24 protein-coding genes are annotated in these 21,776 nt (G+C 69.2%); 20 read left to right on the top strand and 4 right to left on the bottom strand.

From position 1 onward, the window contains the following. Positions 1 to 20: 20 nt before the first annotated feature. Positions 21 to 794, bottom strand: a complete 774-nt coding sequence (gene map / locus ACFW3F_RS13450; RefSeq protein WP_388058063.1) for a type I methionyl aminopeptidase — start codon at positions 792 to 794, stop codon at positions 21 to 23. An 81-nt stretch (positions 795 to 875) separates the two neighbouring features. Between map and ACFW3F_RS13445 the strand changes: the two genes are divergently transcribed. The 4 genes from ACFW3F_RS13445 (at position 876) to nadC (ending at position 3,829) form a co-directional block, all read left to right on the top strand. Beyond that, the gene (locus ACFW3F_RS13445) at positions 876 to 1,136 is read left to right on the top strand and encodes a helix-turn-helix domain-containing protein (protein ID WP_388058062.1); all 261 of its coding nucleotides are present in this window, start codon (positions 876 to 878) and stop codon (positions 1,134 to 1,136) included. After that, positions 1,133 to 1,639, top strand: a complete 507-nt coding sequence (locus ACFW3F_RS13440; protein ID WP_388058060.1) for a DUF1990 family protein — start codon at positions 1,133 to 1,135, stop codon at positions 1,637 to 1,639. Before ACFW3F_RS13445 ends, ACFW3F_RS13440 begins: the two co-directional genes overlap by 4 nt. Before the next feature lie 208 nt (positions 1,640 to 1,847). Next, on the top strand, positions 1,848 to 2,921 hold the full coding sequence (gene nadA / locus ACFW3F_RS13435) for a quinolinate synthase NadA (protein WP_388058058.1): 1,074 nt from the start codon (positions 1,848 to 1,850) through the stop codon (positions 2,919 to 2,921). Continuing rightward, positions 2,918 to 3,829 carry a carboxylating nicotinate-nucleotide diphosphorylase gene (gene nadC, locus ACFW3F_RS13430; RefSeq protein WP_388058056.1) on the top strand — a complete coding sequence of 304 codons (912 nt, stop codon included), beginning with the start codon at positions 2,918 to 2,920 and terminating at the stop codon, positions 3,827 to 3,829. The genes nadA and nadC overlap by 4 nt, the downstream gene beginning before the upstream one ends. Positions 3,830 to 3,833: 4 nt before the next feature. Here nadC and ACFW3F_RS13425 read toward each other — a convergent pair whose 3' ends face one another. From ACFW3F_RS13425 to ACFW3F_RS13415, 3 genes are all read right to left on the bottom strand, one after another. Further along, positions 3,834 to 4,169 carry a hypothetical protein gene (locus tag ACFW3F_RS13425; RefSeq protein ID WP_388058054.1) on the bottom strand — a complete coding sequence of 112 codons (336 nt, stop codon included), beginning with the start codon at positions 4,167 to 4,169 and terminating at the stop codon, positions 3,834 to 3,836. 373 nt (positions 4,170 to 4,542) lie between these two features. After that, entirely contained in the window at positions 4,543 to 6,315 is a 1,773-nt protein-coding gene (locus tag ACFW3F_RS13420) for a DUF222 domain-containing protein (protein WP_388058052.1), read from the bottom strand. Positions 6,316 to 6,599: 284 nt separating this feature from the next. Continuing rightward, on the bottom strand, positions 6,600 to 6,866 hold the full coding sequence (locus ACFW3F_RS13415; protein ID WP_388058050.1) for a hypothetical protein: 267 nt from the start codon (positions 6,864 to 6,866) through the stop codon (positions 6,600 to 6,602). 40 nt (positions 6,867 to 6,906) lie between these two features. On the opposite strand from ACFW3F_RS13415, the gene hisD reads away from it, so the two are divergent. The 16 genes from hisD to lgt all read left to right on the top strand — a co-directional run bounded on the left by hisD (position 6,907) and on the right by lgt (position 21,526). After that, a complete protein-coding gene (hisD, locus tag ACFW3F_RS13410; RefSeq protein ID WP_388058048.1) occupies positions 6,907 to 8,250 on the top strand; it encodes a histidinol dehydrogenase in 1,344 nt (447 codons plus the stop codon). Then, on the top strand, positions 8,247 to 9,392 hold the full coding sequence (locus ACFW3F_RS13405) for a histidinol-phosphate transaminase (RefSeq protein ID WP_388058046.1): 1,146 nt from the start codon (positions 8,247 to 8,249) through the stop codon (positions 9,390 to 9,392). Before hisD ends, ACFW3F_RS13405 begins: the two co-directional genes overlap by 4 nt. Next, the gene (hisB, locus tag ACFW3F_RS13400) at positions 9,389 to 10,039 is read left to right on the top strand and encodes an imidazoleglycerol-phosphate dehydratase HisB (protein ID WP_388058044.1); all 651 of its coding nucleotides are present in this window, start codon (positions 9,389 to 9,391) and stop codon (positions 10,037 to 10,039) included. The genes ACFW3F_RS13405 and hisB overlap by 4 nt, the downstream gene beginning before the upstream one ends. Beyond that, positions 10,036 to 10,674, top strand: coding sequence for an imidazole glycerol phosphate synthase subunit HisH (gene hisH / locus ACFW3F_RS13395; protein WP_388058042.1), 639 nt, complete (start codon positions 10,036 to 10,038; stop codon positions 10,672 to 10,674). The genes hisB and hisH overlap by 4 nt, the downstream gene beginning before the upstream one ends. Beyond that, positions 10,671 to 11,009: a hypothetical protein gene (locus ACFW3F_RS13390; RefSeq protein ID WP_388058040.1), complete on the top strand. Its 339-nt coding sequence runs from the start codon at positions 10,671 to 10,673 to the stop codon at positions 11,007 to 11,009. Before hisH ends, ACFW3F_RS13390 begins: the two co-directional genes overlap by 4 nt. An 85-nt stretch (positions 11,010 to 11,094) precedes the next feature. Then, the gene (priA, locus tag ACFW3F_RS13385; protein ID WP_388058038.1) at positions 11,095 to 11,838 is read left to right on the top strand and encodes a bifunctional 1-(5-phosphoribosyl)-5-((5-phosphoribosylamino)methylideneamino)imidazole-4-carboxamide isomerase/phosphoribosylanthranilate isomerase PriA; all 744 of its coding nucleotides are present in this window, start codon (positions 11,095 to 11,097) and stop codon (positions 11,836 to 11,838) included. Continuing rightward, positions 11,838 to 12,704: an inositol monophosphatase family protein gene (locus ACFW3F_RS13380; RefSeq protein WP_388058036.1), complete on the top strand. Its 867-nt coding sequence runs from the start codon at positions 11,838 to 11,840 to the stop codon at positions 12,702 to 12,704. The genes priA and ACFW3F_RS13380 overlap by 1 nt, the downstream gene beginning before the upstream one ends. Next, a complete protein-coding gene (gene hisF / locus ACFW3F_RS13375) occupies positions 12,701 to 13,474 on the top strand; it encodes an imidazole glycerol phosphate synthase subunit HisF (RefSeq protein WP_388058034.1) in 774 nt (257 codons plus the stop codon). The genes ACFW3F_RS13380 and hisF overlap by 4 nt, the downstream gene beginning before the upstream one ends. A 43-nt stretch (positions 13,475 to 13,517) precedes the next feature. Next, entirely contained in the window at positions 13,518 to 13,919 is a 402-nt protein-coding gene (hisI, locus tag ACFW3F_RS13370) for a phosphoribosyl-AMP cyclohydrolase (RefSeq protein ID WP_388058032.1), read from the top strand. An 82-nt stretch (positions 13,920 to 14,001) separates the two neighbouring features. Next, complete coding sequence (locus ACFW3F_RS13365; protein WP_004021167.1) at positions 14,002 to 14,181, top strand: tautomerase family protein; 180 nt, start codon at positions 14,002 to 14,004, stop codon at positions 14,179 to 14,181. Further along, positions 14,178 to 15,752, top strand: coding sequence for an anthranilate synthase component I (locus tag ACFW3F_RS13360; protein ID WP_388058030.1), 1,575 nt, complete (start codon positions 14,178 to 14,180; stop codon positions 15,750 to 15,752). Before ACFW3F_RS13365 ends, ACFW3F_RS13360 begins: the two co-directional genes overlap by 4 nt. Continuing rightward, entirely contained in the window at positions 15,749 to 16,570 is an 822-nt protein-coding gene (locus ACFW3F_RS13355; protein ID WP_388058028.1) for a TIGR02234 family membrane protein, read from the top strand. The genes ACFW3F_RS13360 and ACFW3F_RS13355 overlap by 4 nt, the downstream gene beginning before the upstream one ends. A gap of 163 nt (positions 16,571 to 16,733) precedes the next feature. Next, on the top strand, positions 16,734 to 17,552 hold the full coding sequence (trpC, locus tag ACFW3F_RS13350) for an indole-3-glycerol phosphate synthase TrpC (RefSeq protein WP_388058026.1): 819 nt from the start codon (positions 16,734 to 16,736) through the stop codon (positions 17,550 to 17,552). A gap of 62 nt (positions 17,553 to 17,614) precedes the next feature. After that, complete coding sequence (gene trpB / locus ACFW3F_RS13345; protein ID WP_388058024.1) at positions 17,615 to 18,961, top strand: tryptophan synthase subunit beta; 1,347 nt, start codon at positions 17,615 to 17,617, stop codon at positions 18,959 to 18,961. Next, a complete protein-coding gene (trpA, locus tag ACFW3F_RS13340) occupies positions 18,958 to 19,767 on the top strand; it encodes a tryptophan synthase subunit alpha (RefSeq protein ID WP_388058022.1) in 810 nt (269 codons plus the stop codon). The genes trpB and trpA overlap by 4 nt, the downstream gene beginning before the upstream one ends. 79 nt (positions 19,768 to 19,846) lie before the next feature. Then, entirely contained in the window at positions 19,847 to 21,526 is a 1,680-nt protein-coding gene (lgt, locus tag ACFW3F_RS13335) for a prolipoprotein diacylglyceryl transferase (protein ID WP_388058020.1), read from the top strand. Positions 21,527 to 21,776 lie beyond the last annotated feature (250 nt).

The raw sequence follows: 21,776 nt of genomic DNA, 5'->3' as shown, positions 1-21,776 counted from the left end.
AAGCCACTTGGTGACCTCGACTATCCGCGCCCGTTGGTCGTCAGGATCAGCGCCTCGCCCTCGGTGACCGCGATCGTGTGCTCGCTGTGGGCGCCGCGGGAACCGTCGAAGGACCGGATCGTCCATCCGTCGGCGTCGAACTTGATGCGCTCGGAACCGAGGGTGAACCAGGGTTCGAGTGCGAGGGTGAGGCCCGGGCGGAGTTTCATTCCGCGACCGGCCCGGCCCACGTTCGCGATGTGCGGGTCCTCGTGCATCGTCCGCCCGAGGCCGTGTCCGCCGAATTCGGTGTTGACCCGGTACCCGTGCGCGGCGGCGACCGCGCCGATCGCCGCCGAGATGTCCCCGATCCGGCCGCCGGGACGTGCGGCGTCGATGGCCGCGCTCAGCGCCTCCTCGGTGGCCGCGACGAGGCGCTGGTCTTCCGGCCGCGGGGTGCCGACGATGACACTGCGCGCGGAATCGGCCACCCAGCCGTCGACGGCGACCGCGATGTCCATCGACAGCAGATCTCCGTCGGCGAGAGTGTAATCGTGCGGGAGTCCGTGCAGCACAGCATCATTCACCGAAAGGCAGATCACATTGCGAAAGGGTCCGCGGCCGAATGACGGTGTGTAGTCCCAGTAGCAGGACTTCGCGCCGCGTTCGTCGATGAGTTCTCGCGCGCGCTCCTCGAGGTCGAGTAGGTTGACCCCGACGTCGGCGCGACCCGCGAGATCGTCCAGGAGATCTGCGATGAAGGCGCCGGTCGCCCCCATGGCGGCCACCTCGGCGGGAGATTTCAGTTCGACCATTTTCGTCCTCTCGTGTCACTGTGCGGTATAGAAATACCACCGCCGTCGGTATTTGTATACCGGAGCCGCTAGTATCGCCACATGGTGCGCAACCCATTGACCCCGGAACAGATCGCGGCCGGCCGTCGGCTCGGTAGCCGTCTGCGCGAATTGCGCGGTGACCGCTCACTCGGCGACGTCGCGCTCGGCGCGGGTATCTCACCGGAGACCCTGCGCAAGATCGAGACCGGACGCATGCCGACACCCGCCTTCGCCACGATCGCGGCCCTCGCCCGCGCGCTGGGCGCCTCGCTCGACGATCTGGCACTCGTTCTCGACGCCGAGGTGGCGCGAGCAGGATGATCCCGAACCGATCGGCACTCACCTACGACGAGGTCGGGGCGACATCGGGCGCGCTGCCGCCCGGTTATCACCATCTACGTCGGTCGCGGGTCGTGGGTTCGGGGGCCGAGTGTTTCGCCTCGGCCGGGCAACGGATCCTCGACTGGGACATGCATCGTCGTGCCGGCTTCGGGGTCGACGCGGCCACCCCCGCGGCAATGGTCAGCGCCGACGTCGGCCTGCGGGTCGGGGTCGGTCCACTCGGGATCACCGCGCGGTGCCGGGTCATCGAGGTGATCGACACACCGCGGGAGCGAGGCTTCGCCTACGGGACGCTCCCTGGGCACCCCGAGATCGGCGAGGAACGCTTCTGGGTGGAGTGGCTCGCCGACGACACGGTAGTCGGGCACATCGTCGCCTTCTCGCGCCCGGGGCGGTGGTTCACCCGGCTGGGCGGCCCCGTCGGGCGCCTGGCGCAGTCGCGAATCACGGAGCGTTATCTCGACGCCCTGATGTGTCGGTGACCTGAGTCGGTGGATTGCGCGCCGGTTCGGGCGGCCGGGCGGTGACCTGGCCGTAGGCAGACGTGGGAATGCTCCGGGTGTGGCGAATGTTACGATGCATAGCGTTTTCGACCAACAGTCGAAAACCTACCTCGGACACACGGCCCGTGATCTGGGGAACCAGCGTCCCGGCGACGTAACACGTTGCCGGGTGGCCAGAGGAGTGGCAATGAGCATCACCAGCGATCGCCCGGCGGCGATGACCGCCCCCACAGGCGCGGACCCGGCGCTCATCGATGCGACGTGGTACGACGCGCCGGGTGGCTACACCGGGGTGGAGCCGACCCCGGAGTGGGCCGAGGAGGTGCGTCGTCTCGCCAAGGCGCGCAACGCGACGCTGCTCGCGCACAACTACCAGCTCCCGGCCATCCAGGACGTGGCCGATCACGTGGGCGACTCGCTCGCGCTGTCGCGGATCGCCGCCGAGGTCGATTCCGACGAGATCATATTCTGCGGCGTCCACTTCATGGCCGAGACCGCCAAGATCCTGAGCCCGGAGAAGCGGGTCCTGATCCCCGATGAGCGTGCCGGGTGCTCACTGGCCGACTCGATCACCGCCGACGAACTGCGGGCCTGGAAGGCCGAGTACCCCGACGCCTTGGTGGTGTCCTACGTCAACACCACAGCCGAGGTGAAGGGGCTCACCGACATCTGCTGCACGTCGTCGAACGCCGTCGACGTGGTCGCCTCGATCGATCCTGATCGTGACGTCCTGTTCCTGCCCGACCAGTTCCTCGGCGCACACGTCAAGCGCGAGACCGGTCGCGACAACATCCACATCTGGGCAGGCGAATGCCACGTCCACGCCGGCATCAACGGTGACGAGCTGACCGCGCAGGCCAACGCCCACCCCGATGCCGACCTGTTCATCCACCCGGAATGCGGCTGTGCGACCTCGGCGCTGTACCTGGCCGGCGAGGGTTTCGTGCCCGAGGACAAGGTGAAGATCTTGTCGACGGGAGGCATGCTCGACGCCGCGCGGGAGACCGGGGCCAAGCAGGTCCTCGTCGCCACCGAGGTCGGCATGCTGCACCAGTTGCGCAAGGCCGCACCGGGTGTCGACTTCCAGGCCGTCAACGATCGCGCGTCGTGCCCCTACATGAAGATGATCACCCCGGCCGCCCTGCTCCGGTGCCTGCGCGAGGGTCGCGACGAGGTCTTCGTCGACGCCGATGTCGCCGAGAAGGCGCGCAAGAGTGTCGAGCGGATGATCGCGATCGGCAACCCCGGCTCGGGCGAATGAGCGCTGGCGTGAGCGACGATTTCGTCGGTCAGGCTGCGAGTGGCGAACTGGGCGCCGCGGTCACCGACGAGGTCCGCGCACTGATCCGGACCGCCCTCGACGAGGACCTGCGGTACGGGCCCGACGTCACGACCGCGTCCACGGTTCCCGCCGACGCGGTCGTCGACGCGGCGATCGTCAGCCGTGCGCACGGCGTCATCGCCGGTGTCCCCGTTGTCGAGGCGGTCTTCGACGAGGTGATCGGCGCGGGCGAGTACACGATCACCGCTCGGCTCGACGACGGCGCCCGGGTGGAACCCGGCACCGTCGTCCTCGCCGTCCACGCCCCGACGCGGGCGCTGCTGACCGCGGAGCGGACCGCGCTGAACCTGATCTCGCACCTGTCCGGGATCGCCACGGCCACCGCGGCCTGGGTGGCGGCGGTGGAGGGCACAAACGCGCGAATCCGCGACTCGCGCAAGACACTTCCGGGCCTGCGGCATCTCCAGAAGTACGCCGTGCGCGCCGGTGGGGGAGTCAACCACCGGATGGGTCTCGGCGATGCCGCCCTCATCAAGGACAACCACGTCGTCGCCGCAGGGTCGGTCGCGGCCGCGTTGCGGGCCGTGCGGGCCGCAGCCCCCGGGTTGCCCGTCGAGGTCGAGGTGGACTCGCTGTCCCAGCTCGACGAGGTCCTCGAACTCCGACCGCAGCTGGTGCTGCTCGACAACTTCGAACCGTGGGCGACCCAGATGGCCGTCCAGCGTCGCGACACCCGCTCACCCGAGACCAAGCTGGAGAGCTCCGGCGGGTTGTCGCTCGACGTCGCCGCCGACTACGCCCGTACCGGCGTCGACTACCTGGCCGTCGGGGCGTTGACGCACTCGGTCACCGTGCTGGACCTCGGGCTGGACATCCCGGCGCCGTAAGCGCTCAGCTGCCGGCGCTGCTGTCGCGGACGTCGACCTCGAAGACCTCCGTACGGGCGATCACCCGATCTCGTTCGCCCGCGAGCGCCGCACGGCGTGGGTCGGCGAGATAGGCGTCGAGTGCGCTGCGATCGGCGAAGCGCAGGATCTGCACCTCGTGTGGCGTGCCGTCGTGTCCGTCGCCGATCACCCGGTTGAGCACCGCGCCGCCGTGCTCGGGGAGCAGACCGAGAACGGTGTCCTCGTATCGGGTCAGGGCCCGGAGCCTTTCGATATCGGCCGCGTCGTCGTGCGCCCAGAGCAGGCAGCAGAGGGACAGCGGCGCTTGTGGTTCGGACACGCGTCGGAGGGTAGCGACCTCGACCGCTCCGGTCGACGAGATTTCGGTTTCGAGCCGCTTCCGACGACGAGTCGCCATCCCGGGACGCCAGACTGGGCCGGTCGATCGAACGGGCATCGGCACGGAACCGTTCGACCTCGGCCGAATGTCGGTGAGCTGAGAGATGCTCTTTCGCAAGGATTTTCCTTCCGAGATGCCTGCTGACGAGCAGCACACCGTTGCGCCGATCACGCGAGTCGGTGATAGCTGGAGCGCGACTGAGTACGCACCACCGAGGAGTCCCCACCGTTCGCGGGTGGGGTTCACGCCCGCGTTGAGGCGCGTGCCCGTCGCGCCCAGGGCATCAGTACCGCAAGTGTCCGATGCCCGAGAGTCAGAGGGTGGCGAGGAGCGTCATGAGGTGTGCTTCGACGAGGGAGGGCCTGGGTTGGGGTGGTCCGGGTCGTGGTGGGCGCACGTCGATGACGTGGCTGATGTTCAGCCATGAGTGGCGCGCTTGATCCGCGGTAGCCCTGCTCCCTGAGGAGCGCCCGGAGCTTGCGGAGGGCGTGGTAGCCCTGCTCCCTGAGGAGCGCCCGGAGCTTGCGGAGGGCGTGGTAGCCCTGCTCCCTGAGGAGCGCCCGGAGCTTGCGGAGGGCGCGTCACGAAGGGTCCGGCGACCGAGCCTGCGAAACCCTCGGGGTGGTGGTCCGTGGATCTCGTCGCGCACGGTGTTCAGATGTTCTGCGAACCGCCGGGATATGTCGGGTCGGCGGTTGAGGCGCTCGGAGTTGGGTGGCGCGCCGGGTTCGGCGTTCAACCGCCAGAGGCAGCGGCCCTCGTCGGGTCCGGACCGTTCGATCCGGGTGGTGTACTGGCCGGGCTGGTCACCGACCATCCGGTTGTGGCGCGGGCAGGCGGGGGCGAGCTGGTCGATGTCGGTGAGACCACCTTTGGCCCAGTCCTTCTGGGCGTGGTGGATTTCGACGTGGGTGGCGGGTTGGTCGCAGCCGGGCGCGGAGCAGACCTCGCCGTCGGGGCGGGCGAAGGAGACGAGGCGTTGTGCGCGGGTGGCGAGACGTTTGCCGCGCCTGAAGTACAGCGGCACGGCCGTGTGGTTCTTGAAGATCGCCAACCACGGTTGAACATCGGTGGCCATCTCGATGAGGTCGGGGATGGGCAGCAGGGTGCCGGTGGCGGTGGTCGCGAGCCCGGTTTCACGGGCGAGGTCGTCGAGGTCGGCTTTGATGATCAGTTGCACGGGTAGTCCGCGGTGCGATCTCCCGAGCAGCCCGTCCTCGAGGACAGCTTTCAGTAGCGCGTTGAGCGCGTCGTGGTTGATCTGAGCGGGGGTGCGGTCGTCGCGGTCAACAGCGGCAGCGAGTTGGTCGGGGTCGGCGTCGTCGACCGAACCGGTCGGCGAATCTGGATCACCTGGGTTGTTCATGCCGGGTTTGGCCCACACGGCCAACAGCATGGTGATGCGGGCGGCGAGTTCGGGGGTGAGGGTGCCGGTGAGTTTGGCGGTGCCGTCGGCGCGTTGGCGGTTGACCCACAGGTTGCGGCGCCGCTTGCGTTCGGAATGGTCGGTGAGGGTGCCGTCGGGATCGAGGTGGGCGAGCAGCCGGGCACCTAACTGGGTGATGTCGGCGGGCGTGTGGGCTTCGGCGATCCCGGCCATCTGTCGTTCGGCCGCGACCTTCACATCGTGGTCGACGGCGTGGGGGATCTGGTCGAGGACGTCGATGACGGCGCGGACGTGGGCGGTGCCGACGCGGCCGTCGGCCAAGGCCGTGGCGAGGGTGGGGTGTTCGGGTTCGAGGGCTTCGCCGGTGTGGGTGAGGTGGGTGGCGGTGGCATCGCGTTGGTTGTTGCGGCGCATCGGGTCAGATACCCGGAGTCGGTGGGTCATGAATGCGGTGATGCTGCGGTGCCCGGTGCGATGGGGGAGGTCGCGGTCGGCGATGGTGACGAGTTGCCGGTCACCGGTGTAGGTGAGGCGGGCGATGGCTTTCTCGGTGTCGGCGGCGACCTCGACGAGCTCGGTATCCGAGCACGGGCCCAGGTCGACGGTCTGCAGTTCGTCGATGATCCGGTGTAGTTCGGCTACGAGCTCGGCCGCACGAGATGTCGGCAGAGAACCGTCGACGTGTGTGGTGTCGGTCATGACGGTCACCTCCCCCGAGAACTATTGCTGCGAATGTATGTTCGAGTGTACACGAGAATCGGGCGGTGGTGGGTTCGAAATATGTTGTCGCGCAGATCTATTGATCTGATGTGCGGACGGCTGGAACTGTCGGTGGTCCATGGTAGAAGCCCCAGTATCGTCACCGACGCCGCGAACAGCCCGTCCTCCTCACCCGGCTGAGCACCGCGCCGCCGTGCTCGGGGAGTACGCCGAGAACGGTGTCCTCGTATCGGGGTCACGGCACCGGCCGCGTCGTCGTGCGCTCACAGCAGGCAGTAGAGAGACGGCGGCGTTCGCAGATCGGACACGCGTCGCGCGGTGACCCCGACAAGCAGGTGGCGAGAGTGGGTTTCGGCGGCACAGTCGGCGAAATACAGCGCACAGTCGACGAAAAACAGCGCACAGTCAACGGTTCGCGAGCTCGGCTGATTGTTGCGGCAATTTCGCCCGGATACCGGACCATACTGCCGCAGCTCTTTCGCGGAGATCCTGTGCATCACCCGCACCAGAAACCCGCTGGCACCCGACACGTATCCTTGTTGGGTATTTCGTCAGCCACCAGGAGAGATCATGCTCGCCCGAATTGACCTGCGCGGTAGCACGCCGACACTCGCCGAGTTGCGTCGTGCGCTGCCCCGCGGGGGTACCGATGTCAATGCCGTCCTCGACACGGTGACACCGGTCGTGCATTCGGTGGCCGAGAACGGCACCGCCTCTGCACTCGACTACGGCGAGAAGTTCGACGGCGTACGCCCGGCGTCGGTGCGTGTACCTGCGACGGTCATCGCCGATGCGCTCGACACGCTCGACCCGCAGGTCGTCGACGCACTGCGCGAGTCGATCACCCGGGCCCGCAAGGTCCACGCCGACCAGCGCCGGGAGACCACCCGCACCCAGGTTGTCGAGGGCGGCGTGGTGAGCGAGAAGTGGATCCCCGTCCGCCGCGTCGGCCTCTACGTTCCCGGTGGCAACGCCGTCTACCCGTCGTCGGTCATCATGAACGTCGTCCCCGCTCAGGAGGCCGGCGTCGGGTCGCTCGTCGTCGCCTCGCCCCCGCAGAAGGACTTCGGCGGGTGGCCGCACCCGACGATTCTCGCCGCGTGCGCGCTGCTGGGTGTCGACGAGGTGTGGGCGGTAGGCGGCGCCCAGGGCATTGCCCTCCTCGCCTACGGCGGCGTCGACACCGCGCAGGCCGAGGCGCCGGACGCGGTCCTCGACCCGGTCGACCTCATCACCGGACCCGGCAACATCTATGTGACCGCCGCCAAGCGCCTCTGCCGCAGCGTGGTGGGCATCGACTCCGAAGCCGGACCCACCGAGATCGCCATCCTCGCCGACGACTCCGCCGATCCCGGCATCCTCGCCTCCGATCTCATCAGTCAGGCCGAACACGACGTCCTCGCGGCCTCGGTGCTCGTCACCGACAGCGCCGCCCTCGCCGACGCCGTCGACGCCGCGCTCGACGCCCAGGTGGCCGCCACCAAGCACCGAGAGCGGGTCACGACGGCGTTGTCGGGGGAGCAGTCGGGTGTCGTCCTCGTCGACGACCTCGAGGCCGGGCTCGCCGTCGTCGACGCCTACGCCGCCGAACACCTCGAGATCCAGACCCGCAACGCGGCTGCGGTCGCCGACCGCGTGCACAACGCGGGTGCGATCTTCGTCGGCCCGTACGCGCCGGTCAGCCTCGGCGACTACTGCGCCGGCTCCAATCACGTTCTGCCGACGTCGGGTTCGGCCCGGTTCGCCTCGGGCCTGTCGGTGCAGACGTTCCTCAAGGGTGTTCACGTCATCGACTACGACGAGGCCGCGCTGCGCGAGGTCGCCGACAAGGTGGTGACGCTCGCCGACGCCGAGGACCTCCCCGGTCACGGCGACGCCGTGAAGCAGCGCTTCGCGGGGAGTTCGGGCCGGTGACGGCCGCCGATCCGGTGACAGACGCACCGGGTAGCGCGATCACCGTCGACGACCTGCCGTTGCGTGCAAACCTGCGCGGCAAGAGTGCTTATGGCGCACCGCAACTCAAGGTTCCGGTGATCCTCAACACCAATGAGAACCCGCACGCGCCGTCGCCTGCGCTGATCGACGACGTGACCGCATCGGTGCGGGAGGCCGCCGCCGAACTGCACCGCTACCCCGACCGCGACGCCGTCGCCCTGCGGACCGACCTGGCCGCCTACCTGAGTCACGCGACCGGTGTCCGGCTCGGCGTCGAGAACCTCTGGGCGGCAAACGGTTCCAACGAGGTCCTGCAGCAGCTCCTGCAGGCCTTCGGCGGGCCGGGGCGCAGTGCGCTGGGCTTCGTCCCGTCGTACTCGATGCACCCGATCATCGCCGACGGCACGGACACCACCTGGCTCGTGGCGGCGCGGGCGGGAGACTTCTCGCTCGACACCGAGTATGCGGTCGCCGAAGTCGCCAACCGCGAGCCCGACGTCGTGTTCGTGACGTCACCCAACAACCCGACCGGCGGATCGATCCCGCTCGCCGATCTCCGCCGGATCGTCGAGGCCGCCCCGGGCATCGTCATCGTCGACGAGGCCTACGCCGAGTTCTCCGCGGCACCCAGCGCCGTGGAACTGATCGACGAGTTCCCGGCGAAGGTCGTCGTCAGCCGCACGATGAGCAAGGCGTTCGCCTTCGCGGGCGGACGCCTCGGCTACCTCGCGGCCGCGCCGGCCGTCGTCGACGCCATCCAGCTCGTGCGGCTGCCGTACCACCTGTCGGTGCTGACCCAGGCCGCCGCGCGAGCGGCGCTACGTCACAGCGACGACACCCTCGCCGGGGTCGCCGCGATCATCGCCGAACGCGACCGCGTGGTCGCGGAGCTGACCGGCCTCGGCTATCGCGTCGTCGACTCCGACTCGAACTTCGTGCTGTTCGGCGGGTTCCGGGATGCTGCGGCGTCGTGGCAGCGTTACCTCGACCAGGGCGTCCTGATCCGCGACGTGGGCATCGCCGGCCATCTGCGGGTGACCATCGGGCTCGCGCCCGAGAACGACGCCTTCCTCGACGTCAGCCGCACGCTCGCCACCACAGATCTGGAGAACACGCAGTGACCAACGCCCCAGCGAGCACCGCTTCCGGGAACCCGGCACCACGCATCGCGAAGGTCGAACGGACCACCAGGGAGTCCTCGATCTCCGTCGAGTTGAACCTCGACGGCACGGGCGTGACCAACATCTCGACGGGTATCGCGTTCTTCGACCACATGCTCACGGCATTCGGTCAGCACGGCAGCTTCGATCTGACCGTCGAGGCGAAGGGCGACATCGAGGTCGAGGGTCACCACACCATCGAGGACACCGCGATCGTCCTCGGCCAGGCGCTGGGTCAGGCGCTCGGCGACAAAAAGGGCATCCGTCGCTTCGGTGACTCCTGGATCCCGATGGACGAGACCCTGGCCCAGGCGGTCGTCGACGTCTCGGGCCGACCGTATTGCGTCCACACCGGCGAGCCCGAGCACATGCTCACCGCGGTGATCGGCGGCTACCCGGGTGTGCCGTATTCGACCGTCATCAACCGGCACGTGTTCGAGTCCATCGCGCTCAACGCCCGAATCGCGTTGCACGTCCGGGTGCTCTACGGCCGCGACCAGCACCACATCACCGAGGCGGAGTTCAAGGCGGTGGCTCGCGCGCTGCGTGCCGCAACCGAATACGACGCACGTGTCACCGGCGTGCCCTCGACGAAGGGCGCGCTGTGAGCGCCGACGTCACCATCCTCGACTACGGATCGGGGAACCTGCGGTCGGCGCAGCGCGCGCTGGAACGGACCGGGGCACAGGTGACCGTCACGTCCGATTTCACCACTGCGCTGGAGGCCACCGGACTCGTCGTGCCCGGTGTCGGCGCATTCGCCGCCTGCATGGACGGGCTGCGCGCCGTCAAGGGCGACCGGATCGTCGGTCGGCGACTGGCCGGGGGCCGACCGGTTCTGGGCATCTGCGTCGGCATGCAGATCCTCTTCGATCGCGGCGTCGAGTTCGGTGTCGAGGCGGAGGGCTGCGGCGAGTGGCCGGGCAGCGTCACGCAGCTGCCCGCGCCGGTGCTGCCACACATGGGGTGGAACACGGTCGACGCACCCGAGGGGTCGGTCCTGTTCGACGGGCTCGACGCCGACACCCGCTTCTACTTCGTGCACTCCTACGCCGCACAGACCTGGGAGATGGACAACGTCGGTTCGCCACTGCATGCACCGAAGCTCACCTGGGCCGAGCACGGCGGCCGGTTCCTCGCCGCGGTCGAGAACGGACCGCTGTCGGCGACCCAGTTCCACCCCGAGAAGTCCGGCGACGCCGGGGCCCACCTGCTGGAGAACTGGGTTCGGGGACTCTCGTGACCGACGGCACGCCGCGCCCGGGCCACGACGACGGGTACGGCTACGGGCACGGCGGGGGCCCGTCCGAGTCCGTGCCGGCGGGTGCCTCGCCGGCGTCCACCGGTTTCTCGATCGCCAAACTCGCCTTCTACGCTCTCGGTGCGGGCGTGCTGGTCCTGATCGTGTCCGTCCCGATCATCGCGCTGTGCGCACGCTGGTCGCCGATCGCCGGACTCGTCGCCGCGCTGGTGGCGGTGGCGGCGATGATCGCCGCGATCGGTACCGTTGCCAACCGCATGGTCGAACGCGCCCGGGCGGACCTGATCGCTGCGCGCGACGGTCACCGCCCCACCTGACCCGGCCTGACCCTCGCCCCCGAACCCGATCGTCGTCCACACAGCCGAACACGCCCGATCCAGCACAGACAGGACAGATTCACCCATGGGTAGCACCCTCGAACTCCTTCCCGCCGTCGACGTCGCCGACGGGCAGGCGGTCCGCCTGGTCCAGGGCGCGGCCGGTACCGAGACCTCCTACGGCTCGCCGCGAGACGCCGCGCTGGCGTGGCAGCGCGACGGCGCGGAGTGGATCCATCTCGTCGACCTCGACGCCGCGTTCGGCCGCGGTGACAACCGCGAACTGCTGGCCGGTGTGGTCGGCGAACTCGACGTGAAGGTGGAGCTGTCCGGCGGCATCCGCGACGACGACTCGCTGGCCGCCGCCCTCGCGACCGGTTGTACCCGCGTGAACCTCGGCACCGCAGCGTTGGAGAACCCGGAGTGGTGTGCCCGCGCGATCGCCGAGCACGGCGACCGCATCGCCGTCGGTCTGGACGTGATCCGCGACGGGGGCTCCTACCGGTTGCGCGGACGCGGCTGGGTCACCGACGGGGGCGATCTCTGGGAGGTCCTCGAGCGACTGAACCGCGATGGCTGCGCCCGCTACGTGGTCACCGACGTGTCCAAGGACGGCACGCTGCAGGGCCCCAACCTCGAGTTGCTCGCCGAGGTCGCCGCGGCGACCGATGCCCCGCTCGTCGCCTCGGGTGGCGTCTCGGCCATCGACGATCTGGTCGCGATCGCCGGCCTCACCGGACAGGGTGTGGAGGGCGCCATCGTCGGTAAGGCGCTCTACGCGGGCCGTTTCACGTTGCCGGAGGCGCTGACCGCGGTCGCCGGGGTCTGATGAGCGCAGCGGACACCAGCCTCGACCTGCCCCGGCTGCTCGACACCGCCGGGTCGATCCTCGACGCCGCCGTCGAGCGTTTCGTCGACGGTCAGGGTGCGCCGAGTGCGATCAACAAGGGCGGCACCGACTTCGCAACCCAGATCGATCTGGATCTCGAACGGCACATCGGAGCCGAGCTCGCCGACCGCACCCAGATCCCGGTCCATGGTGAGGAGTTCGGCGGCGCCGACGTCGTCGACGGACCGGTGTGGGTTCTCGACCCGATCGACGGCACCTTCAACTACTCCGCGGGGCTGCCGCTCACCGGCATCCTCCTCGGTCTCGTGGTGGACGGTGAGGCCACCCTCGGGATGACCTGGCTGCCACTCGTGGGACGCCGGTACGCCGCGCACGTCGACGGCCCGCTGCTGGTCGACGGCGAGCCCGCCCCGCCGGTTCCCGACATGGAACTCGCCGAGGCGGCCATCGCCTTCGGGCCGTTCGACGCCCGCGGTGGCGGCAGATACCCGGGTGCGCGCCGGGCCGATCTGCTTCGCGAACTGAGTACCCGTGCCGCCCGGATCCGCATGACGGGCTCGACGGGTGTGGACATGGCGTTCACCGCGGCGGGCGTGTTCGGCGGGGCGATCGCCTTCGGCCGGCACCCGTGGGACAACGCCGCGGGCGCGGCACTGGTCCGCGCCGCCGGCGGTGTGGCGACCGACATCGCGGGCCGCCCGTGGACGGTGACCTCACCGTCGCTGGTCGCGGGTAGCCCGACGGTGCACGCCGGGCTGATGCGTGTCATCGGCGAGACGGTCCCGGAATGGACCCCAGATTCCGACACCCCAGAATCCGCCACCCCGAGGAAGGTTCAACGATGACGCTGGCGACCCGGGTCATCCCGTGCCTCGACGTCGACGACGGCCGTGTGGTCAAGGGCGTCAACTTCGCCAACCTGCGCGACGCCGGCGATCCGGTCGAACTGGCCGAGCGCTACGACCGGGAAGGCGCGGACGAGCTGACCTTTCTCGACGTCACCGCGTCGAGTTCGGGACGGTCGACGATGATCGACGTCGTCAAGCGCACCGCCGATCAGGTCTTCATCCCGCTCACCGTCGGCGGCGGTATCCGGACCGTCGACGACGTCGACACCATGCTGCGCGCCGGCGCGGACAAGGTCAGTGTCAACACCGCGGCCATCGCCCGGCCGGAGGTGCTCGCCGAGATGAGCCGTCGCTTCGGATCGCAGTGCATCGTGCTCTCGGTGGATGCGCGGACCGTGCCGGAGGGGTCGGACCCCACGCCCTCGGGCTGGGAGGTCACCACACACGGTGGCCGCAAGAGCACCGGTATCGACGCCGTCGAGTGGGCGATCCGCGGTCAGGACCTCGGCGTCGGCGAGATCCTCCTCAACTCGATGGACGCCGACGGCACCAAACAGGGCTTCGACCTGCGGATGCTGAGTGCCGTGCGTGCGGCCGTGTCGGTGCCGGTCATCGCGAGCGGCGGCGCCGGACGCATCGAGGACTTCGCACCGGCCGTCGAGGCGGGTGCCGACGCCGTTCTCGCCGCCTCGGTCTTCCACTTCGGCGAACTCACAGTTGCCGAAGTGAAGACAGCCATGCGCGACGCCGGGATCACCGTCCGATGACTCGCGGCGTCCCACGACCTCGTACCGATCAGAAAGGTCGCTGATGGCACTCGACCCCGATCTCGCCGCGCGACTCAAGCGCAACGCCGACGGCCTGTTCACCGCGGTGGCCCAGGAGCGCAGCACCGGGACGGTGCTGATGGTCGCCTGGATGGACGACGTCGCACTCGAGCGCACCCTGGCCACCCGGAAGGGGACCTACTACTCGCGGTCACGCCAGGAGTACTGGGTGAAGGGGGAGACCAGCGGGCACACGCAGTACGTGCACGACGCCCGGATCGACTGCGACGGGGACACCGTGCTGCTGGTCGTCGACCAGGTCGGCGCGGCCTGTCACACCGGAAACCACAGTTGCTTCGACACCGAGTCGCTGACGTTCGGGATGGACGCGGCGCCCGATTCCGGGGCCGACACCGGGCAGGGCTCGCCGGACCCAGCAGAATAGGTGGGACCCTCCAGACACGAGTCCCGGGGAAGACCTCCCGGGAGCACGTCACAGCTCGAGACCTTCGAAAGGCGGTGCGTCCATGCCCCTCATCCAGATCTCGCAGACGCCGGGACTGTCCGATCGCGTGAAACGCGAGACGATTGCCGCGGTCACCGAGGCCTACGCCAAGGCGACCGGCAAGAACCCCGACTCGGTCTGGGTGACGATCACGGAGGTGCCGCGCAATCAGTGGGGCGTCGGCGGCGAGCCGCTCGGATGACCGCCACGACCGGCGGAGCGGCCGCCACCACGACTCTTCCGGAGTTCCTCGACCTCGCGCGTGATCACCGCGTGGTGCCGGTGACCCGCAAGGTCCTCGCCGACTCCGAGACGCCACTGTCGGCCTACCGCAAACTCGCGGGCGACCGTCCCGGGACCTTCTTGCTGGAATCCGCCGAGAACGGGCGGTCCTGGTCCCGCTGGTCGTTCATCGGTGCCGGTGCGCCGTCGGCCCTGACCGTCGTCGACGGACAGGCGCACTGGTGGGGCTCGGTGCCCGTCGGAGCGCCCGAGGGCGGCGACGCACTCGAGGTGCTGGCGGAGTCGCTGCGCCTCCTGCAGACCGACCCGCTGCCCGGGATGCCGCCGCTGACCGGTGGATTCGTCGGCTTCATGGCCTACGACATGGTCCGGCGGCTCGAACGTCTTCCCGAGACCACGGTCGACGACCTCGGTCTCCCCGACATGATGATGGTGCTGGCCACCGACCTGGCCGCGGTCGATCATCACGAGGGCACGATCACCCTGATCGCCAACGCGGTCAACTGGGACGGTTCCGATGACCGGGTGGAGCACGCCTACGCCGACGCCCTCGCCCGGCTCGACCAGATGACCGAGGCGCTCGCCGCACCCGCGCCGTCGACGGTGTCGACCTTCGACCGGCCGCGCCCCGAGTTCTCCGCGCAGCGGTCCCTCGCGGAGTACGGCGAGATCGTCACCGACCTGGTCGGCGAGATCGAGGCGGGCGAGGCGTTCCAGGTCGTACCGTCCATGCGCTTCGAGATGGACTCCGATGCAGATCCGATCGACGTCTATCGGGTGCTGCGCGCGTCCAACCCGAGTCCGTACATGTACCTGCTGCGGATGCCTGGCACCGAGGAGCACAGCGACTCCGGCTCGCCCGATGCGATCGCGCGCAAGCCGTTCACCATCGTCGGCAGCAGCCCCGAGGCGCTGGTCACCGTGGCGGATGGCGTCGCGACCACGCACCCGATCGCGGGGACGCGCTGGCGCGGCGCGACCGAGGAGGAAGACCAGCTGCTCGGCAAGGACCTGATCGAGGACGAGAAAGAGAACGCCGAACACCTGATGCTCGTGGACCTCGGACGCAACGACCTCGGGCGCGTGTGCGTGCCCGGCACGGTCAAGGTCAGCGACTATCGACACATCGAGCGCTACAGCCACGTCATGCACCTCGTCTCCACCGTGTCGGGGACGCTCCGCGACGACAAGCACGCCCTCGACGCCGTGACGGCCTGTTTCCCGGCCGGGACCCTCACCGGAGCACCAAAGGTGCGTGCGATGGAGCTCATCGACGAGCACGAGATGACCCGCCGCGGTCTCTACGGCGGCATCGTCGGCTACATCGACTTCGCGGGCAACGCCGACACCGCCATCGCCATCCGCACTGCTCTGCTCGCACGCGGTAAGGCGTTCGTGCAGGCCGGTGGCGGTGTGGTGGCCGACAGTGAGCCGGAGTACGAGTACAACGAGGCGCGAAACAAGGCCACCGCGGTGCTCAACGCGGTCGCCGCCGCGTCGACGATGCGACGGGTGGGTGAGACCCTATGACCGCTGCCGGGTCAGGCGCAGGAGCCGAGCCAGGGTCAGGAGCCGGCGCCGGGCTGGATGTCGAGGCGTTGCGCCGAAAGTCCGTCCGACGGCTACAGGTCGTCGCGGCCGTGCTCATGGCGGCCGCCGCGGCCGCCTTCTGGGGTGCGAGCCGGATGACCTGGGCCACCATCTCCGCCGAGGACGGGTTGTCGCCGCAGCGTGCCTTCGAGGTCAACGGCGGGGATTGGAGTCCCTGGCTCACCCCGCTCGCGCTGGTCTATCTGGCGGGCATCGCCGCCGCGCTGTCGGTGCGTGGCTGGGCTCTCCGCGTCGTCGCGATCCTCGTCGCCGTGGGCGGGGTCCTGGCAGCCCTCCCGGCGATCTCGCTGCTCACCGGCGGCGCCGATTCGGACTACGCCGCGGATGCGGGCAGTCTTCCCGATCGCTACGTCGTGCTCTTCGTCGACACCAACGCCCTGGCCGCACTCGTCGTCCTCGTCGGCACCCTGTGCGCGGTGAGCGCCGCGGTCGCGCTCCTACGGGTCGCGAAAGGGGTGACCCCGTCGTCGAAGTACACCACCCCCGCCGCCCGCCGCGAGGAGATCGAGACCGAGATCTTCGCCGACTACGAGCGTCGCAAGGCCGCCGAGAGGCGGGAGACCGAGTCCGGTTCCGCGAAACCCGAACCCGCCGGGTCCGCAGACGATGCCGGGTCCACAGACGATGCCGAGTCGGCGGCGGGGTCGACGCCGCCCGGCGCGAACGAGCGCATGATGTGGGACGCGCTCGACACCGGTATCGACCCGACCGACCCCACCGATCCCGACCGACGCTGACCCACGTGCGGATGTCGAAGTGTGCGGGCTCACAGCACGGCTCCGGACGCCGGCGCACACACACGGGCGCGATGAGGTCACAGATCGGCCAACCCGGCCGCAGCAGGCCCGGACGGCCCGTCTACCCTGAGAACACACCTCGAGCGGAAGGGAGCAAGTCGCTGTGAGCGTGCCCAACGTTCTCGAATCGATCATCGAGGGAGTGAAAGCCGACGTCGCGGCTCGCGAGGCCGTGGTCGACTTCGCGTCGGTCAAGGCGGCCTCGGCCAAGGCTCCCGCACCCAAGGATGCGCTGGCCGCGCTGCGCCAGCCGGGCATCGGTGTCATCGCCGAGGTCAAGCGCGCGAGTCCCTCGAAGGGGGAGCTCGCCAGCATCGGTGACCCCGCCGAACTCGCCCGCGCGTATGAGAACGGTGGTGCGCGGATCATCAGCGTGCTCACCGAGGAGCGCCGCTTCCGCGGCTCGCTCGCCGACCTCGACGCCGTCCGCGCTGCGGTGAACATCCCGGTCCTGCGCAAGGACTTCATCGTCGGCACCTACCAGATCCACGAGGCCCGCGCCCACGGAGCCGACGTCATCCTGCTGATCGTCGCCGCCCTCGAGCAGAACGTCCTGGCCTCGCTTCTCGACCGGACCGAGAGCCTCGGCATGACCGCCCTCGTCGAGGTGCACACCGAGGAGGAGGCCGACCGCGCCCTCGAAGCCGGTGCCTCCGTCGTCGGCGTCAACGCGCGCAACCTCAAGACCCTGCAGGTCGAACGCGACACCTTCTCGCGCATCGCGCCCGGTCTGCCCACAGAGACCATCCGCATCGCGGAGTCGGGTGTTCGCGGTACCGCGGATCTGCTGGCCTACGCCGGTGCGGGTGCCGATGCGGTGCTGGTCGGCGAAGGTCTCGTCACCAGCGGTGACCCGCGCGCCGCCGTCCGTGAGCTCGTCACCGCGGGTACTCACCCGTCGTGCCCGAAACCTGTTCGCTGACAATGCATCCGGGCCGGTCTCGGTCCACGTGATCCTGTCGGCCCGATCGTCTGTGAGATGAAGTGACCGCTCGTCCTGATCCCGCTCATACCGATGTCTCCGGGGCCAGCGCGCTCCCGACCGCGAGCGTCGGTCTGACGACGCGCACCTCCGTCGAACCGGACGAGCAAGGGCACTTCGGCGTCTACGGCGGGCGTCACGTCCCCGAGGCGTTGATGGCCGTCATCGACGAGGTCACCACGACCTTCCAGAAGGTGCGCTCCGACGACGACTTCCTGGCCGAACTCGACCGCCTGCAGCGCGATTACGCCGGTCGCCCGTCTCCGCTGTACGAGGCCCGGCGACTCTCCGAGCACGCCGGTGGCGCGCGGCTCTTCCTCAAGCGCGAGGACCTGAACCACACGGGCTCTCACAAGATCAACAACGTTCTCGGACAAGCGCTCCTGGCCCAGCGGATGGGCAAGCACCGCATCATCGCCGAGACCGGCGCCGGTCAGCACGGCGTCGCCACTGCCACCGCCTGCGCACTCCTCGGTCTCGAGTGCGTGATCTACATGGGGCGGGTCGACACGGACCGGCAGGCGCTCAACGTCGCTCGCATGCGACTGCTGGGCGCGGAGGTGATCGCCGTCGACAACGGTTCGGCGACGCTGAAGGACGCGATCAACGAGGCCATGCGCGACTGGGTCACCAACGCGCACAACACGTATTACTGCTTCGGTACCGCCGCCGGCCCGCACCCGTTCCCGGTCATGGTCCGCGATCTGCAGCGCATCGTCGGACTCGAGGCACGCGTGCAGATCCTGGACAAGGCCGGCCGTCTACCCGACGCGGTGACCGCCTGTGTCGGTGGCGGTTCCAACGCGATCGGTATCTTCCATCCGTTCATCGACGACGCGGACGTCCGGCTCGTCGGGTTCGAGGCCGCCGGCGATGGTGTCGAGACCGGCCGTCACGCAGCGACTTTCACCGGTGGGACGCCCGGCGCCTTCCAGGGCGCGTACTCCTATCTGCTGCAGGACGACGACGGTCAGACCATCGAATCCCACTCGATCTCGGCGGGCCTGGACTATCCAGGGGTCGGCCCGGAGCACGCGTACCTCAAGGACACCGGGCGCGCGGAGTACCGGCCGATCACCGACACCGAGGCGATGGACGCGCTCGCGCTGCTCAGCCGCCGCGAAGGCATCATCCCCGCGGTCGAGTCGGCACATGCCGTCGCCGGCGCACTGAAACTCGGGCAGGAACTCGGCGAGGGCGCGATCATCGTGGTCAGTCTCTCCGGACGCGGCGACAAGGACGTGGACACCGCCGCACGCTGGTTCGGGCTGTTCGACGCCCCGCCGTCGCAGGACGAGGCCACCCTGTCGGCCTCGTCGGACGTCCAGAAACCCGGAGAGCAGGCATGAGCGCACAGCCAACCCCGTCGAAGCTCGGCCCCGTCTTCGCCCGCTGCCGCGAGGAGGGCCGCGCCGCGCTGATCGGTTATCTCCCGGTCGGTTACCCGACCGTGGAGGAGTCGCTGGCGTCGTTCCGGACCATGGTCGAAGCCGGCTGCGACATCATCGAGGTCGGTGTGCCCTATTCCGACCCGGTGATGGACGGCCCGACGATCCAGGACGCCGCCGACCTGGCCCTGACGAACGGCGTACGCGTCCGCGACGTGTTCACCGCGGTCGAGGCCATCACCTCCGCCGGCGGTAATGCCGTTGTCATGAGCTACTGGAACCCCGTTCTCAAGTACGGGGTCGAGAACTTCGCCCGCGATCTGGCCGCGGCCGGCGGCGCAGGACTGATCACCCCGAACCTGATCCCCGAAGAGGGGGCGCAGTGGCACGAGGCGTCCGACCGGCACGGACTCGACCGCATCTACCTCGTCGCGCCATCGTCGACGACCGAGCGAATCGCCCTCACTGTCGACGCGTCCCGTGGATTCCTCTACGCGGCATCCACGATGGGCGTGACCGGTGCTCGAGATGCGGTGTCGGACATGGCTCCCGAGCTGTGCGCGCGGGTGCGGGAGTACTCCGACATCCCGATCGGCGTCGGTCTCGGGGTGCGCAACCGTGAACAGGCGGCCCAGATCGCGTCGTACGCCGACGGAGTGATCGTGGGATCGGCGCTGGTGACCGCGGCGAAGGCCGGCCAGGATCGACTGGCCTCCCTGGTGTCCGAGCTGGCCGAGGGTGTCCGCTCGCACCGGGCGTCGGTCTGACCCGACCGCACGGTCTGATCGGCACGGCCGGTCCCGGTCGAGGCGGGGGACGGCGGGGCCGGTCGGCTAGGGTGGCAGCGTGACCGCGCCGACCTCGACGATGCTGGCCTACCTCCCCAGTCCGCCCCAGGGCGTGTGGGACATCGGACCGTTTCCGCTCCGCGCGTACGCGCTGTGCATCATCGTCGGCATCGTCGTCGCCGTCTGGTGGGGCAACCGACGGTGGATGGCGCGCGGCGGCCAGGACGGTGAGGTTCTCGACGTCGCGATCTGGGCGGTCCCGTTCGGCCTCATCGGTGGTCGGCTCTACCACCTCATCACCGACTGGAAGACATATTTCGGTGCCGACGCCCTGAAGGAACCGATCGACGCCCTGAAGATCTGGGACGGCGGTCTCGGTATCTGGGGCGCGGTCGCGCTCGGTGCGGTCGGTGCGTGGATCGGCGCTCGTCGCCGCGGCATCCGGTTGCCCGCCTTCGGCGATGCCATCGCACCGCCGATCCTGTTGGCGCAGGCCATCGGTCGCGTCGGCAACTACTTCAACCAGGAACTCTACGGCCGTGAGACGACGCTTCCGTGGGGCCTGGAGATCTACGAACGCGAGAACGCCGCCGGGTTCTCCGACCCCGGCCTGATCGACGGGGTCTCCAACGGCGTCGTGGTCGCGGTGGTCCACCCGACGTTCCTCTACGAGCTGCTGTGGAATGTGCTCATCGTCGTGCTGCTGGTGGTCGTCGACCGCTACTTCCGCATCGGGCACGGTCGGCTGTTCGCGCTGTACGTCGCGGGCTACTGCCTCGGCCGGTTCTTCGTGGAGCTGCTCCGCGACGACCGCGCTGCCGTTGCCAACGACATCGCGGGTATCCGACCGAACCTCTTCACCGCGGCGCTGGTGTTCCTCGCCGCCATCATCTACTTCGTGGTCGCGCCCAAGGGGCGCGAACAGGGTCTGGAGATGTACCACGACGACCGTGCCGCCGAACTCGCTGAGCAGGGCGTGGCCGGGTACGTCGACGACTGGTACGACGAGGACGTCGAACCGCAGTCGAGTCCGGTGATCGCCGCCGGGGTCACGCCGAGCGCGGCGGGTTCGTCCCTGTTCGACGCCGACGACACGGACCGAACGGCAGGGGACCCTGCGCTCGACGTCAGTGGCGACAGCGACGCCAGCGGCGCCAGCGACGACGGCGACACCGACGAGGTCGCAGCTGCTGCCGACCCCGATGCTTCCGCCGACGACCCCGTCCCCGCTGCGGCGCCGGTGGCTTCGGAGAACGACGGTGAGCCCGATGCGACTGTGGAGCCTGACGCGATTGTTGATCCTGACGCGACGACACCCGTGACGCCGGAGCCGGAGCAATCGTCCGACAGTCCTCTCGGCGAGGGCGAAGCATCAGGCGAGGGCAAGCCAGACGCCACCGAATCCGACACCACCGAATCCGACACCCCCGACGCCGACATCACCGACGCCGACACTCCCGAATCCGACACTCGGGCGGATCAGCCGGTCGAGGCCGACGAGGTACCGGCGGACCCGGTCGAGGCCGAGCCGGGGACAGAGCCGGGGACAGAGCCGGGGACACAGCCGGGGCCGGAGACTGCTGGTCAGGCTCCCGAGGAACCGACTGCCGACGAGACGACAGATTCACCGAGTCCTGAGGTCGACGACGACGCCGACACCCCGTCGGACGCCGACACCCCGTCGGACGACGACACCCCGTCGGACTCGGGTACCGGGTCCACCGGGGACAAGTCCTGAATTCTCCGGTCCGGTCACCGGCTCCGCGCCGGGCACCCCATGGCCGTGGTCACCGGCGTCACAGGTCGCGCTCGACGACGGCTGCCGGGGTGTTCGGATAGGATCGGGTCTCACGGTGCGCGATCCCTCCGCCCGGTACCGACCGTTCCAGAGCGCGTGAGCGCTCAACGGTTCTGACTCAGCCCGGTACCGATCTCGGCACGGTCATTCGTACGCCGCGCAATGCTCCACGGGCCAGTGCTGTCCCATT

Origin of the sequence: Gordonia sp. NPDC058843, from assembly GCF_042743165.1 — a bacterium.
Lineage (GTDB): Bacteria > Actinomycetota > Actinomycetes > Mycobacteriales > Mycobacteriaceae > Gordonia.
Note: the sequence above shows the minus strand (reverse complement) of the source record. Positions and strands in the feature narration are given on the sequence as shown.

Bases quoted from the DNA above. Each gene is read 5' to 3' on its own strand.
- nadA (WP_388058058.1), top strand. From the start codon at position 1,848: ATGAGCATCACCAGCGATCGCCCGGCGGCGATGACCGCCCCCACAGGC.
- ACFW3F_RS13445 (WP_388058062.1), top strand. From the start codon at position 876: ATGGTGCGCAACCCATTGACCCCGGAACAGATCGCGGCCGGCCGTCGG.
- nadC (WP_388058056.1), top strand. From the start codon at position 2,918: ATGAGCGCTGGCGTGAGCGACGATTTCGTCGGTCAGGCTGCGAGTGGC.
- priA (WP_388058038.1), top strand. From the start codon at position 11,095: ATGGGTAGCACCCTCGAACTCCTTCCCGCCGTCGACGTCGCCGACGGG.
- map (WP_388058063.1), bottom strand. From the start codon at position 794: ATGGTCGAACTGAAATCTCCCGCCGAGGTGGCCGCCATGGGGGCGACC.
- ACFW3F_RS13380 (WP_388058036.1), top strand. From the start codon at position 11,838: ATGAGCGCAGCGGACACCAGCCTCGACCTGCCCCGGCTGCTCGACACC.
- hisI (WP_388058032.1), top strand. From the start codon at position 13,518: ATGGCACTCGACCCCGATCTCGCCGCGCGACTCAAGCGCAACGCCGAC.
- trpA (WP_388058022.1), top strand. From the start codon at position 18,958: ATGAGCGCACAGCCAACCCCGTCGAAGCTCGGCCCCGTCTTCGCCCGC.
- ACFW3F_RS13440 (WP_388058060.1), top strand. From the start codon at position 1,133: ATGATCCCGAACCGATCGGCACTCACCTACGACGAGGTCGGGGCGACA.
- hisF (WP_388058034.1), top strand. From the start codon at position 12,701: ATGACGCTGGCGACCCGGGTCATCCCGTGCCTCGACGTCGACGACGGC.
- ACFW3F_RS13420 (WP_388058052.1), bottom strand. From the start codon at position 6,315: ATGACCGACACCACACACGTCGACGGTTCTCTGCCGACATCTCGTGCG.
- ACFW3F_RS13355 (WP_388058028.1), top strand. From the start codon at position 15,749: ATGACCGCTGCCGGGTCAGGCGCAGGAGCCGAGCCAGGGTCAGGAGCC.
- hisD (WP_388058048.1), top strand. From the start codon at position 6,907: ATGCTCGCCCGAATTGACCTGCGCGGTAGCACGCCGACACTCGCCGAG.
- ACFW3F_RS13360 (WP_388058030.1), top strand. From the start codon at position 14,178: ATGACCGCCACGACCGGCGGAGCGGCCGCCACCACGACTCTTCCGGAG.
- ACFW3F_RS13365 (WP_004021167.1), top strand. From the start codon at position 14,002: ATGCCCCTCATCCAGATCTCGCAGACGCCGGGACTGTCCGATCGCGTG.